The 15,577-nt window shown below is 65.3% G+C and carries 14 protein-coding genes; 3 read left to right on the top strand and 11 right to left on the bottom strand.

Annotated elements, in window-relative coordinates; genetic code table 11:
* Positions 1–280: 280 nt before the first annotated feature.
* Positions 281–1,285, bottom strand: a complete 1,005-nt coding sequence (locus AC1ROK_RS10045; protein ID WP_492846408.1) for a P1 family peptidase — start codon at positions 1,283–1,285, stop codon at positions 281–283.
* Between the two features lie 163 nt (positions 1,286–1,448).
* Positions 1,449–2,744 (bottom strand): tetratricopeptide repeat protein, encoded by a 1,296-nt coding sequence (locus AC1ROK_RS10050; RefSeq protein ID WP_492846410.1) that lies wholly within the window; start codon positions 2,742–2,744, stop codon positions 1,449–1,451.
* 220 nt (positions 2,745–2,964) lie between these two features.
* Here AC1ROK_RS10050 and AC1ROK_RS10055 point away from each other — a divergent pair, with 220 nt between their 5' ends.
* Entirely contained in the window at positions 2,965–3,741 is a 777-nt protein-coding gene (locus AC1ROK_RS10055) for an alpha/beta fold hydrolase (protein ID WP_492846412.1), read from the top strand.
* 104 nt (positions 3,742–3,845) lie between these two features.
* Here the strand turns inward: AC1ROK_RS10055 and AC1ROK_RS10060 are convergent, their stop codons facing one another.
* The 8 genes from AC1ROK_RS10060 to AC1ROK_RS10095 form a co-directional block, all read right to left on the bottom strand.
* Positions 3,846–4,586 carry an SDR family oxidoreductase gene (locus AC1ROK_RS10060; RefSeq protein ID WP_492846414.1) on the bottom strand — a complete coding sequence of 247 codons (741 nt, stop codon included), beginning with the start codon at positions 4,584–4,586 and terminating at the stop codon, positions 3,846–3,848.
* A 4-nt stretch (positions 4,587–4,590) separates the two neighbouring features.
* Positions 4,591–6,045, bottom strand: a complete 1,455-nt coding sequence (locus tag AC1ROK_RS10065; protein ID WP_492846416.1) for an aldehyde dehydrogenase family protein — start codon at positions 6,043–6,045, stop codon at positions 4,591–4,593.
* Positions 6,046–6,073: 28 nt separating this feature from the next.
* Positions 6,074–7,693, bottom strand: a complete 1,620-nt coding sequence (locus AC1ROK_RS10070) for an ABC transporter ATP-binding protein (RefSeq protein WP_492846418.1) — start codon at positions 7,691–7,693, stop codon at positions 6,074–6,076.
* A complete protein-coding gene (locus AC1ROK_RS10075; RefSeq protein WP_492846420.1) occupies positions 7,693–8,559 on the bottom strand; it encodes an ABC transporter permease in 867 nt (288 codons plus the stop codon). Before AC1ROK_RS10075 ends, AC1ROK_RS10070 begins: the two co-directional genes overlap by 1 nt.
* Positions 8,556–9,503: an ABC transporter permease gene (locus AC1ROK_RS10080; RefSeq protein WP_069912032.1), complete on the bottom strand. Its 948-nt coding sequence runs from the start codon at positions 9,501–9,503 to the stop codon at positions 8,556–8,558. Before AC1ROK_RS10080 ends, AC1ROK_RS10075 begins: the two co-directional genes overlap by 4 nt.
* A gap of 204 nt (positions 9,504–9,707) precedes the next feature.
* A complete protein-coding gene (locus AC1ROK_RS10085; RefSeq protein WP_492846423.1) occupies positions 9,708–11,198 on the bottom strand; it encodes an ABC transporter substrate-binding protein in 1,491 nt (496 codons plus the stop codon).
* A 266-nt stretch (positions 11,199–11,464) separates the two neighbouring features.
* On the bottom strand, positions 11,465–12,781 hold the full coding sequence (locus tag AC1ROK_RS10090; protein ID WP_492846424.1) for an acetylornithine deacetylase/succinyl-diaminopimelate desuccinylase family protein: 1,317 nt from the start codon (positions 12,779–12,781) through the stop codon (positions 11,465–11,467).
* A gap of 190 nt (positions 12,782–12,971) precedes the next feature.
* Entirely contained in the window at positions 12,972–13,355 is a 384-nt protein-coding gene (locus tag AC1ROK_RS10095; protein ID WP_055878116.1) for a VOC family protein, read from the bottom strand.
* 74 nt (positions 13,356–13,429) lie between these two features.
* On the opposite strand from AC1ROK_RS10095, the gene AC1ROK_RS10100 reads away from it, so the two are divergent.
* Positions 13,430–14,065: a 5'-methylthioadenosine/S-adenosylhomocysteine nucleosidase gene (locus AC1ROK_RS10100; protein WP_492846426.1), complete on the top strand. Its 636-nt coding sequence runs from the start codon at positions 13,430–13,432 to the stop codon at positions 14,063–14,065.
* 5 nt (positions 14,066–14,070) lie between these two features.
* Here AC1ROK_RS10100 and AC1ROK_RS10105 read toward each other — a convergent pair whose 3' ends face one another.
* Positions 14,071–14,385, bottom strand: a complete 315-nt coding sequence (locus tag AC1ROK_RS10105; protein ID WP_492846428.1) for a hypothetical protein — start codon at positions 14,383–14,385, stop codon at positions 14,071–14,073.
* 255 nt (positions 14,386–14,640) lie between these two features.
* On the opposite strand from AC1ROK_RS10105, the gene AC1ROK_RS10110 reads away from it, so the two are divergent.
* On the top strand, positions 14,641–15,444 hold the full coding sequence (locus tag AC1ROK_RS10110; RefSeq protein ID WP_492846430.1) for a DUF2189 domain-containing protein: 804 nt from the start codon (positions 14,641–14,643) through the stop codon (positions 15,442–15,444).
* The last annotated feature ends 133 nt before the right edge of the window (positions 15,445–15,577 follow it).

Here is a 15,577-nt window from a genome sequence, read left to right on the forward strand (position 1 = left end):
CCCTGCTTACGCAGAACCGCCCTTGGGAGCCTGACCAACCCAAAACAGCTTGACGGCAAACACAGATGCTCTCTTGCGATTTCTAGGACTTAGCCAAGAAGCTAAGCCCAAGAAATCGCTTTCTCCCCCGCAAGGGGGGAGATGATCGGTGGCCACCATTCGCATCGGAGCATCAGTCGGGACTCTCCCCCTTAGCGGGGGAGAAAGCGAAAACTTGGGCTTAGCGAACCTAAGTCCTTAGTTTTCGCAAGAGAGGGGGCGCTGGCCACGACTCCCGCGATCACCTCCCCCACTTCTCCCGCCAGGTCGGCACCGGATCGTTTGGTGCCGGGGTTGCGAGGTAGATCGCCCGGGCCATGGCGCGGCTCAGGCAAACTGCGGCAGCGTGACCGAGTTGCAGGGCGTTCAACACCGGCGTGGTGATCGGGCGCGCACCGGTCGATACCGAGAAGATCAGATCGCCATCGACCTGGGTGTGGGCCGGGCTGGCGCCGCGGGCGATACCGTCCTGGGCCGCCACGGCGAGGCGCTTCAGTTGCGCCTTGGTGAGGTCGGCATCGGTGGCGACGATGGCGATGGTGGTGTTGGAGATCGGCGTCACCCAGTCGCGCTTCGAACGGGCGGTTTGTTCGAACGGCATCGGCCCGGGCAGCGGGCCAAGGCCACCAAACTCGCCGTCCGCCTCGAACGGCGCTGCCCAGAAGTGCCTGCTGTCGCCCATCGTGACGCTACCGGTGGGGTTCGCCACCACCAGCGCTCCGACGGTGAAGCCGCCAGGGATGACCAGCGAGGCCGAGCCGAGCCCACCCTTGAGGTTCGCCGTCAGCGCGCCGACGCCGGCGCCCGCCGTGCCGAGCGCGAAATCCTCGCCGGCACTGGCCAACGCCTTGGCGCCAAGCGCCCGATAGGGGTTCTCGTCCCAGTCCTTGTCGCCATTGTTGAGCAGGTCGAAGATGATGGCACCCGGCACGATCGGCACGGTCGCCTTTTCCACCCGGAAACCGCGGCCAAGCTTGCGCAGCCCGTCGCTGACCCCGGACGCCGCGTCGAGGCCGAAGGCGGAGCCGCCCGAGAGCACCAGCGCGTCGACCTCCTCGACCAGCTTGTCCGGCGCCAGCAGCTCGGTCTCGCGCGAGCCGGGTGAGCCGCCCATCACATCGACCGAAGCGCGGAACGGTTTGTCGCCGACCAGCACCGTGGTGCCGGTCTTGATCTCGTGATCCTCGGAATTGCCGACGCGCAGGCCTGCGACGTCGGTGATCAGGTTGCGCGGTCCGGGTTTCATCCGGGCTCCTTTGTCGGGATTCGAACTTTGCGGCACCCTAACCCACCCCTATCACCGGGTCATTCCCGCGCAGGCGGGAATCTCCGTTTGCGATATCGCCGAGAGCAAGAAGACCGTGGTTCCCGCTTTCGCGGGAATGACCCGGTGGTCGTGGCACGCGAGGTCAGGCGGCCGTTCCCAGCCGTTCGTTCACCAGGGCCAGCGCCGCGTTGACCGGGACCCCATCGGGGTCCCAGGTGCGGCGCATCTCTAGCATCTGCCGCGCGATCGTCCAGTTGCCAAGCTTCAGATGCGCGTCGAGCAGCAACTGCCCGAACAGGTCGCGCTGGGCATGGCTGCCGCCGGTCTCGCTCATCCGCGGGTTGGCGACCGAAAGCCACTTCGCCGCCGCGCCGTGGTCGCCCCGGGCATGCGCCAGGACGCCGCGTGCCGCCGGCAAAGCCACCTCCTGCCAGACCACCCGGTCGAAGGCCGACGAGGTCGCGGCCTTCTCCTCGACGGCGCGCATCAGCTCGTCGGCCTCGGTGCGCTCGGCTCGCGCCAGCCCGTAGAGATATTGCAGCGTCAGGAAAGGCTGGATGGTGTCGCGCCCCCTGCCCTTCATATGGTCCGCCACATCCTCCCAGCGGTTGCCGACATCCATGCCGGCGACCTCCATGCGGGCCAGCAGCGACACAGCACCGACCTGGTCCTGCGAGTAATCCGGCTCGATGCCCCAGACATGGTTGTCATAGGCGTCCAACACCGCCGTATGGTCGCCTTGGCTGATGTGGAACAGCGCCTTGTGCCACCAGTTGTGGGTGTACATGAAGGAGTTGAGGTCGACCCAGGTCCGCTGTGCCTCGGCGAGGAACTGCACGCCCTCCGCGACGCGCCCAGTGCCCAGCATCACATGCGCCAGCGCGTGCTGCGCCCAGGGCTCCTTGGCCTTCAGCTTCAGCGCCAGCCGCGCCTCGCGCTCGGCGGTCTCGAGGTCGTGCAACTGCTCGTAGCCGAAGGCCAGCATGCCGTGGATATGCGGGTTGTCGGCGTTCGCCGCCTCCGCCGCCTTGGCGATGCGCAGCATATTGGCGGCGTCGCCACGGTTGAAGCTGAAATACTGGTGCAGCTTCACCGAGGTCAGGTCGCGCGGATGGCGCGCCACGATCTCGTCGCCGATTGCCTGCACGGCGGGAACGTCGTCGGCGATCCAGCGCTCGAGCTGCGCGATCAGCATCCGCTCCCGCTCGTTCGCACCGGCCGCGGCCGCCTCGGCCCGGGCGAGGTACTTCCCCGCCATCGCCTTGGCGCCCTCGGCCTCGAGGAACATCCAGGTGAAACCGGCATAGGTGTTGGCGAGCACGGCGTCCGGCTCGCCATCCGCGGCGGCAATGATGTTGCCGGCCTTCTTCTCGTAGCCGAGAAAGCCGGTGACGAAGTCGTCGATCCCCTGAAGCGTCGCCGCGCTGGCACGGCTCACTTCATTTCCGAGGGCGTCCTGTGCCATGTTCGCACTGGGCAGGATTGCGTTTCTTTGAACCGCACTCCTGCTCCAGGTCCTTGTTTTGTCGCGAGATCGAACCGGAAAGGTCTGCAACCTTTCCTGATCACGCTCCAGCCATTTGTCCAACCGGTCAAATATAGACTTCGCGTCCGACCTGTCCACGCCACGGCCGAGCAAAAACAATCGAGATTGCCGCATGCCTGAGTTCCAGAATGGCGCCGCCACCGTGCATTACGAAATCCTCGGCGAAGGCAGGCCGCTGCTGCTAATCGCCGGTACCGCCAGCGACGGCGCCAGCTGGGGACCGCTGTTGCCATTGCTGCCCGACAGACAACTGATCCTGATCGACAACCGCGGCTCCGGCCGAACGCGGGTCGAAGGCCCGATCGCACTCGGCGAGATGGTCTCCGATTGCGCGGCACTGCTCGACCATCTCGGGCTCGAACGGGTCGAGGTGATAGGCCATTCGCTCGGCGGCTTTCTCGGTCTGGCGCTGGCAGCCACCCACCCCACCCGGGTCAGCCGGATGGTGACGATGGGCGCCGGCACCATCAGCCCCAAGGCGCGAACCTTGTTCCGCGACCTGTCGCGGCTCTATTTCACCGTGCCGCCGCCCGATTGGTTCCGGCTGCTTTACCAGTGGCTGTTCTCGACGCCGTTCTTCGCCGACGAGGCGAACTTCGCCGCGGCAGCGGCGGCCTCGACCGCCTACCCGCACCGCCAGTCGCCCGGCGATTTCGCCCGGCAGGTCGCAGCAATCGATCGCGGCATGGTCGTCGATCTGTCTACGGTGGCCTGTGAAGTGCTGGCACTGTCGGGCGATCTCGATCTGCTGGCGCCGTTTGGTGCCGTCGAGGAACTGCACGGCAAAGTGCCACGCTTCACCCACGCGCCCATCGCCAACGCCGCCCACTCGCTGCACTGGGAAGCGCCGGCGGCGGTCGCGCGGGAGATCAACGCGTTCCTGCGGTAGAGCAGTTCACGGCAAAGGTTGAAGCACCAGCCATGGTGCACGGCCTCGCCTCCCCACCGACATGCGGTGGGGAGGCGAGTTGTGCAACTCAATGATCGAACGCGCTAGATCACCCGGCCGCCGTCGACCTCGAGGGCGACGCCGGTGATCATCGAGGCTTCGTCCGAGCAGAGGAAGCAGGCCGCATTGCCCATGTCCTCGGGCGTCGAGAAACGCCCCAGGGGAATGGTGGAGAGGAACTTCGCCCGGATTTCCGGCGTATCCTCGCCCATGAAGGTCTTGAGCAAAGGCGTCTCGCCGGCCACCGGATTGATGGCGTTGACCCTGATACCCAGTGGCGCCAGCTCGACCGCCATCGACTTGGTCGCCGTCACCATCCAGCCCTTCGAAGCATTGTACCAGCTGAGCCGCGGGCGCGGGCTCACTGCGGCGGTCGAGGCGACGTTGAGGATCACGCCGGTCTTGCGTGCCTTGAAATGCGGCACGAGGTGCCGTGCGGTCAGGTAGACCGACTTCATGTTGACGTTGAACACCCGGTCGAAGTCGGCCTCGGAGATCTCGTCCAACGCCGCCGGCAGGTGCGATACGCCGGCATTGTTGACGAGGATATCGACCTTGCCGAACGCCATCAGCGCCGCCGCTGCCAACTGATTGACGCTCGCGTCCTTGCTGACGTCGACGTGACCGGCCTTCTGGCCGAGTTCCCGCGCCAACGCTTCAGCGCCGTCGACGTTGATATCGGCGATCAGCACTTTCGCGCCCTCGGCGGCGAACTTCCGCACGATGCCGGCGCCAAACCCCGATGCGCCGCCCGTAACGATGGCGACCTTGCCTTCCAGTCTCATGAAATCACCCGTGCCATGCGGCCACTGTCTTCAACACCGAGAAGCCGTACAGCGCCTCGAAACCCTTTTCGCGGCCGTGGCCGGATTTGCCGACGCCGCCGAATGGCAGCTCGACGCCTCCGCCCGCGCCGTAATTGTTCAGGAACACCTGGCCGGTCTTGATCGCCTTGGCCATCCGCATCTGCCGCCCGCCATCGCGCGTCCAGACGCCGGCCACGAGGCCGAAATCCGTGCCGTTGGCGATGGCCACCGCTTCCGCCTCGTCCTCGAACGGGATCACCACCTGCACCGGGCCAAAGATCTCGTCCTGCGCCAGCCGGTTATCCGGGGAGACGCGCGAGAGCAGTGTCGGGGCCTGATAGTGCCCGCCATGCGGCGCATCGCCAACGATGTTGCCCTCTGCCGCTATCTCGGCGCCGCCGAGATCGCCCAGGAACCCGCCGACGATCTCTTTCTGCCGCTCCGACACCAGCGGGCCGAGATCGAGATCGGCGATCGCCGGACCAACCCTAAGCGCCCGGTAGCGCTCGGCCATCCGTTGCAGCACTTCGTTATGGATCGACCGGTGCACCAGGATGCGCGAACTGGCCGAGCAGGTCTGCCCGGCATTCTGGATGCCGGCATTGATCAGGAACGGCAGCGCCCGATCGAGGTCGGCGTCTTCGAACACCAGCTGTGGCGACTTGCCGCCGAGCTCCAGCGTCACCGGCACGACGTTCTCGGCCGCCGCGTGCTGGATCAGCTTGCCGACGCCGACCGAGCCGGTGAACGAGATGTGGTTGACGCCGGGATGCGCGGTCAGCGCCGCGCCGGCTTCCTCGCCCAGCCCCGGCACGACGTTCAGCGCCCCCGCCGGCAGGCCGGCGTCTTCAGCGATTTTCGCGAAGGCAATGGCCGTGAGGCAGGCTTCCTCGGCCGGCTTCAGCACTGCGGCATTCCCCATCGCGAGGGCACCGGTCACCGAGCGACCGATGATCTGCATCGGGTAGTTCCAGGGGATGATGTGCGCCGTGACACCGTGCGGCTCGCGCAAAGTGTAGACGGTGTAGCCATCGAGATACGGAATGGTCTCGCCGTGGATCTTGTCGCAAGCCCCGCCGTAGAACTCGAGATAGCGCGCCAGCGCCAGCGCATCGGCCTTCGCCTGTTTCAACGGCTTGCCGACATCGAGCGCTTCGATGCGCGCCAGATCGTCGGCTCGCTCCAGCACTTTCTGCCCGATGCGGCTGAGGATGCGGCCGCGTTCCGCCGCCGGCGTTCGTCCCCATTCGCCGGCCAGCGCCGCCTTTGCCGCCGCAACCGCCGCATCAACATCTGCGGCCTTGCCACGAGCGATCTGCCCGATGGTCTCGCCGGTCGAGGGGTTCTCGATCGGCAGGTAGTCGCCGCCCTGCGGCGCAACCCAGCGGCCGCCGATGAAGCACTTGGTGGGATCGAAGAACAGGCTCAGGTCGGTCATCTCAAACTCGTATCTGCCGTGGCCGAGGCTATGCGCCCGCAGCCTCGCGCTTGGCAAGCGCGCCTTCCAGGTTCGGCGTCGCAGCCAGCAACTCCTGTGTGTAGGGGTGTTTCGGCGACCGGAACACCTCTTCTGTCGCCCCCTCCTCGACGATCTTGCCCGCCCGCATCACCAGCACCCGGTCGGTGATGGAGCGGACCACGGCGAGGTCGTGCGAGATGAACAGGTAGCTCAGCTGCAGCCGGTCGGAGAGCTCGGCCAGCAGGTCCAGCACCTGGGCCCTGACGGAGACGTCGAGCGCCGATACCGCCTCATCGAGGATGATCAGGCTCGGCTCGATGATCAGCGCCCGGGCAATGGCGATGCGCTGCCGCTGCCCGCCGGAGAACTCGTGCACGTATTTCTCGCTGTCGGCAGCCGAGAGCCCGACCTCCTCCAGCGCCCGGGCGATGCGCTTGTCGCGTTCAGCGCCACTTGGCGCAGCCGATCCGAGCAGATGGAACGGCTCGCTCACCAGCCGATCGACGCGGTGACGCGGGTTGAAACTGCCATAGGGATCCTGGAACACCACCTGCAGGTGCCGTCGCGTGGCAAAGCTCGCGCCGTTTTTCGGATCGATCGGCTCGCCAGCGATAGCGATGCGACCGCCTTGCGTCGGCTCAAGCGCCATGATGGCGCGGGCCAGCGTGGACTTGCCGCAGCCGGATTCGCCGACCAGCCCGACATTCTCGCCCTTTTCGATCCTGAGGCTCACGCCATCGACGGCGCGCAACACCTTGCGCCTCTCGAACAGGCCGCGACGCGGCAAGGGATATTCGCGCACCACGTCGTCGACGGCCAGCACCGGGGTGCCGCCGACCGTAGCCGGCGGGATGCGTGGCGGGACGTGCGAGGACGCCTCGAACAGCGCCTTCGAGTAGGGATGCCTCAGGCTGCGGAACAGCGGCACGGTGGGCCCTGCCTCCACCACCTCACCCTGCCGCATGATCGACACCTTGTCGGCGAGCCCGGCGATTACCCCGAGATCGTGGGTGATGAACATCAGCCCCATGCCGTCTTCATCGACCAGCTTCTGCAGCAGCTTCAGGATTGCCGCCTGCGTGGTCACGTCGAGTGCGGTGGTCGGCTCATCGGCGATCAACAGCTTTGGCCGCATGGCGATGGCCATGGCGATCACCACGCGCTGCCGCTGTCCACCGCTGAGCTCGTGCGGATAGCGATCGAGCGGGAAGCGCGACGTGGGCAGTTCGACGCGCTCGAGGGTCTGTCGTGCGACCTCCAGCGCCTCGCGTCGGCCGAGGCCGCCGTGCACCATGGCGGTCTCGGCTACCTGGTCGCCGATGGTCTTGACCGGGTTCAGCGCCGTCATCGGCTCCTGGAACACCATGCCCACCGTGCCGCCGCGGATCTTCCGCATTTCGGCGTCCGGCAGCCCGAGCACTTCGCGCCCCTCCAGCTTCACCGAACCTGATGTCGTCGCCCCGAACGGCAGCAACTGCATGACGCTCAGCGCCGTCATCGATTTGCCGGAGCCGCTCTCGCCGATGACGCCGAGGATTTCGCCGGCATCCACCGACAGGTCGATGTCCTTGAGGATCGGGAACTTGCCGATCGACAGCCGCAGGTCCTTGACGTCGAGCAGCGCCATCAGCGGTTCCGCCTCAGGCGAGGATCGAAGATATCGCGCAGGCCGTCACCGAGCAGGTTCACGCCCAGCACCATCAGTACGATGGTCAACCCAGGCACCAGCGCGACATGCGGCGCGAGGCTGATCATGGTCTGGCTGTCGGCCAGCATCTTGCCCCAGCTCGGGGTCGGCGGTTGCACGCCCAGCCCGACATAGGCCAGCGCTGCTTCGGCGAGGATGCCGAGGGCGAACTGGATGGTCGCCTGCACCACCAGAGTGTTGAGGATGTTGGGCAGGATGTGTTCGAACGAGATGCGCGCCGCGCCCTTGCCCGAAACCCGTGCCGCCATGATGAACTCGCGCTGCCACAGGCTCAGCGCCCCGGCCCGCGCCAGCCGCGCGAAGACCGGCATGTTGTAGAGGCCGACGGCGATGATGGCGTTGATCGCGCCCGGCCCGAACACCGCGGTGATCAGGATGGCGATCAGCAGCGCCGGGAAAGCGAACACCAGGTCATTGGCGCGCATCAGCACGTCATCGAGCAGCGTGCCGCGCCGCGCCGCGGCCCAGAGCCCGATCGGCACGCCGATCACCATGGCGACCGTCACCGCGATGAAGGCCACGGCGATCGAGGTGCGGGCCCCCACCATGATCATCGAGAAGATATCGCGGCCGAAATGATCGGTGCCCAACCAGTGCTCCGCCGATGGCGGCTTAAGCTTGTTGGGGATGTTCTGGAGCAGATAGTCGTACGGCGTCCAGACGAACGAGATCAGCGCCGCGAGGACGAAGACCAGGGTGATCGCTGCACCAATAAGGAAGTTCGGCGAGCGGAGCGCCGCCTTCAGCAGGCTGTCACGGGTGGCGGGAGCGGCAATGGAACTCATCGCGTCGCTCTCCGGAGCCGCGGGTCGACCAACGCGTAGGTGATATCGACGAGGAAGGTGACGAGGATCACCGCGAAGACCAGCAGCATCACCACCGATTTCACCACGATCAGGTCGCGTGAGGTGATGCCCTGGAACACCAGCCGGCCGAGCCCAGGCAGGAAGAAGACGTTCTCGATGATGATCGCCCCCGCGAGCAGGAACGAGAACTGCAAGCCGATAATGGTCAGCACCGGGATCAGCGCATTGCGCAGCGCATGGCGCCACAGCGTCTGCCCCTGGCTCAGGCCCTTGGCGCGAGCCGAACGGATATAGTCCTCGCCAAGGGTGTCGAGCAGCGAGGAGCGCATGACGCGGGCGAGGATCGAGGCCTGCGGCAGCGCCAGCGCCACGGCCGGCAGGGTCAGCGCCTTCAGCGCAAGGAGTGGATCCTGCCAACCGGGGAAGCCGCCGGCGGAGAACCACCTGAGGGTGATCGAGAACAGCAGCACCAGCAGCATGGCGAACCAGAAGTTCGGCACCGCGAGGCCGACCTGCGTCGCTCCCATGATGCCGACATCGGTGGCCGAGTTGCGCCTGACCGCCGCGAGGATGCCGACGGGAAAGGCGATCAGCGTCGACAGCGCCAGCGCATAGATGGCGAGCGGCAGCGAAATCCAGATGCGATCGGCGATCAGCCCGGATACCGGCACCTTGTAGGTGTAGCTGATACCGAAATCGCCATGCAGCAGCCCCAGCACCCAGGTGAAGTAGCGCTCGAGCAACGGGCCATCGAGGCCGAGCGCGGTGCGCAGCGCCGCGGTGGCCTCCGGCGTCGCATTCAGCCCGAGCATGAACTGCGCCGGATCACCCGGCACCACCTCGAGGACGAGGAAGATGACGATCGAAGCAGCGATCAGGCTGAGGACGAGCGAGACCAATCGGCCGAGGATGAATGAGGGCATCAGCGGGGCCCCTCGATCCTGCTACAGGCGGCGGTCCTTGTTTGCCCGCAGGTGTCATCCCAGCGAAAGCTAGGACCCATTTCCCCCCCCGAGCAGACGGTGAGTTGGGTCCCAGCTTTCGCTGGGATGACATCGCGGCTGTGGGGGTGGCTGGTGATCAAACGCATCAGAGTGGGAGGCGGGCATTGCCCGCCTCCCAAACACTCACTCTTCCCAGGACACGCCGGTGAGGTCGGTCGCCTGGGTGGGGGCGTTCTCCCACATGCCCTTGAGCTTGGCATTCTCGACCCCGACCTTGGCGAGCTCGAACAGGAAACCAACGGCATAGTTGTCGGCAAGGTTCTTTTCGGCGGCCTTGGTCAGCTCCGAGCGCTTGGCCGGATCTGCGGTCACTGCCAGGTCGGCGATGATCTGCTTGAAGTCGGCATTGTTGTAATTGAAGTAGTACCCGTCGCGCGCAAAAATCCCGATATCGTTGGGCTCGGTGTGCGAGATGATGGTCAGGTCGTAGTTCTTGTCGGTGAACACCTCACTGAGCCACTGGGCCCATTCGAGGTTGGTCACTTCGGTCTTGATGCCGACAGCTGCCAGCTGGCTGGCGATGATCTCCCCGCCGCGGCGGGCATAGCCCTCGACCGGCGGCAGCTTCAGCGACAGCGTCAGATCGGTGACACCCACCTCGGCCAGCAGGGCCTTCGACTTCTCCGGGTCGTAGTTCGACTGCGCGGTCAAGTCGACATAGTCCGGGTTGGCCGGCGACAGGAAAGTGCCGATCGGAGTGCCGTAGCCGAACATGGCGCCATCGATGATCGCCTGGCGATCAATGGCATGGGCGATGGCTTCGCGCACCTTGACGTTGTCCAGCGGCGGCTTGCCGTTGTTCATGGTCAGGATGGTCTCGCCTTCGGTAGAGCCGATCACCACGCGGAAGCGCGGATCGTTCTGGAACTGTGCCACGGTCTCGGGAGCCGGGAAGTTCGGGAAGGTGTCGACGTCGCCCGCCTGCAGCGCTGCAAACGCGGCGGTCGGGTCGGCGATGAACTTGAAGGTCGCGCCTTCGAGCTTCACGGGCGTGCCCCAATAGGCCTGGTTCTTCTCGAGCGTGATGCTGTCGCCCTCGACGCGATCCTTGAAGCTGAACGGGCCGGTGCCGATCGGGTTGGTCTTGTTGTTGTCGGCGCTTTCCGGCGCCACGATCACCGCATCGCCCCAGGCGAGGTTGTAGATCAGGTTCCCATCCGGCTGCTTCAGCGTGACCTTGACGGTCGCCGGATCGACCACTTCCACCGAAGCGATCGAAGCGTAGAGCGCCTTCTGGGCGTTCAGCGAGCCCTCGGCATTGATGCGGTCGAGCGAGAATTTCACATCGTCGGCATTGAAATCGGTGCCGTCGTGGAACTTGGCGCCCTCGACCAGGTGGAAGGTGTAGGTCAGCCCGTCCTCGGAGATATCCCAGGATTTGGCCAGCGCCGGCACGACGCTGCCATCGGCGACGATACGGGTCAGGCCCTCGAAGACGTTGGCATAGAGCACTTCGTCGACGGCGGCCGCGGCCTCGGCAGTTGGGTCAAGGCTCGGCGGCTCGAGCACGAGGCCGACCTTCACATCGGTCCGCGCCTGGGCGAATGCCGGCGTCATCGCGGTGGTCATTGCCAATGCGCCGGCGAGAGCCAGCACGACCAGTGATCTGCGCATGATTATCCCTTCTGATTGAAGCCGCTTACCCCCGCGGCCTTGAGACGATCCTAGGATGCTTCCGGCTTGAGGTGAACCGGGTGGGTGAGCGGATTTTCGCCAGTTACGGACGTAGGTTGGAAGCGCTTTCTGAATAACCCACTGTACCTCCACACACTCGATGTCATCGCTGCGAAAGCAGGGAACCAACTCTCGTCTGGTGCGGGCTGGCGAATTGGGTCCCTGCTTTCGCAGGGATGACATCGGAGAGGGAGGCGAGATCTTGGTCATTCAACAGCGCTCGGCCCCAACAAATCGAGCAGCGTCAGCGCCATGACCTTGGCCGAATCCAGCATGTCGTCGACGCCGACCCACTCGTCCGGCTGGTGCGCCAGATCGAGGATGCCGGGGCCGTAGGCAATGCAGTTCTTCAACCGGCCGATGCGGTCGATGTGCTTCTGATCATAAGTGCCGGGCGAGACGACATATTCCGGCGCGACCCCCATCACCTCGCCGATCGCCTTGGCGACCGAGCGCACCACCGGGGCGTCTATCTCGGTCATGGTTGGCGAGATGGTCCAGAGGTCGCGGATCTCGTAGCTGAAGCCCTGTCGTTCGGCCTTCAGCTTCTCGAGCAGGTCGATCACCTCCTGCCGCACCGCCGCTGGGCTTTCCTCGATCAGATAGCGACGATCGATGACGATGCGGGCCGAATGCGCCACCACCGGCGCCGGAAAGCCGGTGAAGCCGCCCTCGGGTTCGGCCTGACCGCCATGGATCGAGTTGATGTTCATGGTCGATTGCCGCGCCCCGGGCGGCACCACCGGCATGGCGGTGCGCTTGAGGCTCAGCGCTGGATAGAGCACGTCCTCGAACTGGCGCAGCACTTCGGCCATGTGGCGGATGGCGCTATCGCCAAGGAACGGCATCGAGCCGTGCGCGATCCGCCCGAAGGTCTCGATCTCGGCCCACCAGACACCGCGGTGTCCGAGGCAGATCCGATCCTTGTTGAGCGGCTCGGGGATGATGACGTGCTGCACGCGCTCCGGCGAGAAATAGCCCTGCTCGGCGAGATAGGCGACGCCACCGAAGCCGCCGGTCTCTTCGTCGGCGGTACCGGAAATCTCGATGGCGCCGCGATAGTCGGGGACGATGTCGGCGAAGGCCTCGGCGGCGATGATCGAGGCGGCGAGGCCGCCCTTCATGTCGCAGGTGCCGCGACCGTAGATTCGCCCGTCCCTGAGCTCGCCGCCAAACGGGTCGAAGGTCCAGCCGCGGCCGACCTCCACCACGTCATGGTGTGAGTTGAAATGCACCGTCTCGCCCGGCCCGGCGCCTTCGCGCCGCGCCACGATATTCCAGCGCGGGTACTTGTCGCTGTCGCCTGGCTTACCTTCCGCACGAATCAATTCAATGGCATAGCCGCGTTTGCTCAAGCGGTTTGCGAGGTAGTCGCAGATCTCGCGGTAGTTGTTGCCGGGCGGATTGATCGTGGGGATGCGGATCAGATCCTGCGTCAGGGCGATCAGGTCGTCGCGCCGGGCGTCGATCTCGGCGATGAGGCGCGGCTTCGCATCAGCCGGCAGGGAAGTTGCAATCGTCATGGCGCGGCAGACTGTTGCCCGCCGCGCGCGCTGTCAATGCAGTGCACTCACCGAGCTTCATCCGTTCGTCGAATGGCTGAAGCTCCAGTTCTTTGGTTGGTCGCGCTTTCGATCCCCGGATCAAGTCCGAGGAGGAACAGTCTGCAATCCCCGCCTTCGCGGGGACAGGCTTTTACTGAAAGCGCTCCGGTCAGTTCGGCTCGTCGCCGATGGCGAGGATGTTGCCCTCGGAATCCTTGAACCATGCACCGTGGTAGGGGCCCATCTTGGCCATCCCGTTCTCGGTCTTCAGCCCGGGAAAGTCATATTCCTCGAACTTCACGCCGCGCGCTCTCAGCATCTGCATGTCGGCTGCGACATCCTTGGAGCTGAAGGCCATCGCGGTGTTTTGCGCGGTGCCGGCGAACTGCGTCTCGTAGAGCTGGAAGCCGGTGCCGTCGGCGAGGCGGTAGACGATGCCGATCGGCAACTCCTCGGCCGGCTCGAGGCCGAGCTTGTCGCGATACCAGGCCTTGGCCCTCGCGAGGTTGGAGGCTGGGATGGTCGAATAGGCACGATGATCGGACAGAAGCATGTTCTCCTCCGTTGCATGAGCCGCTTTTCAAGCTTACGCCTCCGGACCCAGCCTGAAAATCCGGACGAGTCCTCATGCCCTTTGCTTCCCGCACGCCCGGCGCGGCCGACATCCTGTATGTCATGGCGCTCGACAACGAGTACGGCCCGCACCTCAGGTCACGCATCACGCCGCTGATGACCGGAGTGGGCCCAGTGGAAGCGGCGATCGTCGTCACTCACGCCCTCGCCAAGCTGGATGCTGCAGGGAAGCTCCCGGCGCTGGTGGTGTCATTGGGCTCGGCAGGCTCGGCGAAGCTGGAGCAGACCGGGGTCTATCAGGCGACTTCAGTTGGGTATCGCGACATGGATGCCTCGCCGCTCGGCTTCGAGCCCGGCGTCACCCCCCTGCTCGATCAGCCAGCAATAATGCCGCTCGGCCCGTTCGTGCCCGGCATCGCCAAGGCAACGCTCTCGACCGGCGCCAATGTGGTGTCTGGGGCGTCGTACCGAGAGATCAGCGCCGACATGGTGGATATGGAGACCTACGCCGTGCTGCGGGCCTGCCAGCGCTTCAAGGTACCGCTCGTCGCACTGCGCGGCATCTCCGACGGCGACGAGGAGTTGGGCCATCTCGACGATTGGAAGCGCTACCTGCACGTGGTCGACGAGAAGCTGGCGCATGCCGTCGACCTGCTGGAAGCAGCGATCGCTGCCGGCGCCCTGGAGTAGGCGCTCTAGCGCTGCTTGTTCTTCCGGCTGCGCTGCCAGTTGGTCCACCTGCGTTGTACCCAGAAGCTCAGGCGGTTCAGCGGCCCCTGCAGGAACGGTAGATCGAGCGCCAGGAGGAACAGGCCAAGCGGCAGCATCCAGACCCCGAGCAGCGGCAGGAAGCTGAACACGCCGCCCAGAATCAGCAGGATACCGAGCGGGATGCGCACGATCCGCGAGGATGGCTTGCGGATCCACGCGAGAAAGCCGGTCGAAGCGGGTACGGCGCGGCCGATCCTGTCGAACTGCCGGTGCAACCTCGCACCTTCCTTGCCTGTCATCGTGGCCCCCTTTTTCCTAGTGGCTGCAATGCATTTGGGCATTGAGGCCGACAGGTCAAACCGCTGAGGGGCGCTTTTTGTCGCGTTCAACACCTTGAAATCGACGCTTCGTTCACCCGAGCACACGAAAGCCTTACTTCGACAGGATCGAAAAACCGGTCTAGGATGTTGTTCGAGACGCAGTGGCGGTTACCGCCGGGCGTAGCAAACGCCAAGCGGCGACCGTCCTGGCTCCCCATTTCGAGGAGGATGGAGATGGTCGGCTTTCACGTGCTCACCAATGCGGAACGGCTCGAAGTTCCCGAGGTCCGCCGCATCGGCTTCGACGACCTCACAGGCGCCCTCGCCGAAGGCTGGCGCGATTTCTGGCAACGGCCCTCGCACCTGGCCTTCCTGGGCCTGATCTATCCGCTGGTCGGCGCCATGCTCGCCGTCTGGACCTCCGGCAACAATTCCTGGCCATTGCTGTTCCCGTTGATCTCCGGCTTCGCGCTGGTCGGCCCGTTCCTGGCGCTGCCGATCTACGAGATGAGCCGGCGGCAGGAGCAGGGTCTCGACACGCATTGGCGTGCCGCCTTCGACGTGTTCAAGACCCCGGCCTTCGCCTCGATCGCGGCGCTCGGCGTAATGATGCTGATCGTCTTCACCGTCTGGCTGATGACCGCGCAGTTCATCTACGAATCGTTCTTTGGCCCGGGCTCGCCTCCGACGCTGATGGCCTTCGTCAACGAGGTGCTCACCACCTCCGCGGGCCAGCAGCTGATGATTTGGGGCAATCTGATCGGCTTCGTGTTCGCGGCCTTCGTGCTCTCGACCATGGTGGTTTCGATCCCGCTGCTGCTCGATCGCGACCTCGGCACCGCCATCGCCGTGCAGACCTCGCTGCGGGTGACGCTCAAGAACCCGCTGCAGGTTGCGGCCTGGGGCTTGATCGTCGCGGCGCTCCTGGTCATCGGCACGATTCCGCTGCTGGTCGGCCTCAGCATCGTGGTGCCCCTGCTCGGCCACGCCACCTGGCATCTCTACCGGCGCGCCGTGGTCCCGGCAGGCAGGCGTTAACCACCCGTTAACGGATTGAGCTCAGATTTATCGAGCTTAAGTAGAGGGCAGGAAGACGCTACCGACCGGTAGCCCTGCCCTCGCCCAGTTTCCGGAACCCCGAGAGCCACTGTCGCGTTAGCGCCTCACATAC

It is taken from the genome of Devosia sp. GW821-FHT12F11 (assembly GCF_058806655.1).

What these genes read in the sequence shown, in the direction of transcription:
- AC1ROK_RS10045 (WP_492846408.1), bottom strand. Translation starts at nt 1,285, where the DNA reads ATGAAACCCGGACCGCGCAACCTGATCACCGACGTCGCAGGCCTGCGC.
- AC1ROK_RS10055 (WP_492846412.1), top strand. Translation starts at nt 2,965, where the DNA reads ATGCCTGAGTTCCAGAATGGCGCCGCCACCGTGCATTACGAAATCCTC.
- AC1ROK_RS10060 (WP_492846414.1), bottom strand. Translation starts at nt 4,586, where the DNA reads ATGAGACTGGAAGGCAAGGTCGCCATCGTTACGGGCGGCGCATCGGGG.
- AC1ROK_RS10065 (WP_492846416.1), bottom strand. Translation starts at nt 6,045, where the DNA reads ATGACCGACCTGAGCCTGTTCTTCGATCCCACCAAGTGCTTCATCGGC.
- AC1ROK_RS10070 (WP_492846418.1), bottom strand. Translation starts at nt 7,693, where the DNA reads ATGGCGCTGCTCGACGTCAAGGACCTGCGGCTGTCGATCGGCAAGTTC.
- AC1ROK_RS10075 (WP_492846420.1), bottom strand. Translation starts at nt 8,559, where the DNA reads ATGAGTTCCATTGCCGCTCCCGCCACCCGTGACAGCCTGCTGAAGGCG.
- AC1ROK_RS10080 (WP_069912032.1), bottom strand. Translation starts at nt 9,503, where the DNA reads ATGCCCTCATTCATCCTCGGCCGATTGGTCTCGCTCGTCCTCAGCCTG.
- AC1ROK_RS10085 (WP_492846423.1), bottom strand. Translation starts at nt 11,198, where the DNA reads ATGCGCAGATCACTGGTCGTGCTGGCTCTCGCCGGCGCATTGGCAATG.
- AC1ROK_RS10090 (WP_492846424.1), bottom strand. Translation starts at nt 12,781, where the DNA reads ATGACGATTGCAACTTCCCTGCCGGCTGATGCGAAGCCGCGCCTCATC.
- AC1ROK_RS10095 (WP_055878116.1), bottom strand. Translation starts at nt 13,355, where the DNA reads ATGCTTCTGTCCGATCATCGTGCCTATTCGACCATCCCAGCCTCCAAC.
- AC1ROK_RS10100 (WP_492846426.1), top strand. Translation starts at nt 13,430, where the DNA reads ATGCCCTTTGCTTCCCGCACGCCCGGCGCGGCCGACATCCTGTATGTC.
- AC1ROK_RS10105 (WP_492846428.1), bottom strand. Translation starts at nt 14,385, where the DNA reads ATGACAGGCAAGGAAGGTGCGAGGTTGCACCGGCAGTTCGACAGGATC.
- AC1ROK_RS10110 (WP_492846430.1), top strand. Translation starts at nt 14,641, where the DNA reads ATGGTCGGCTTTCACGTGCTCACCAATGCGGAACGGCTCGAAGTTCCC.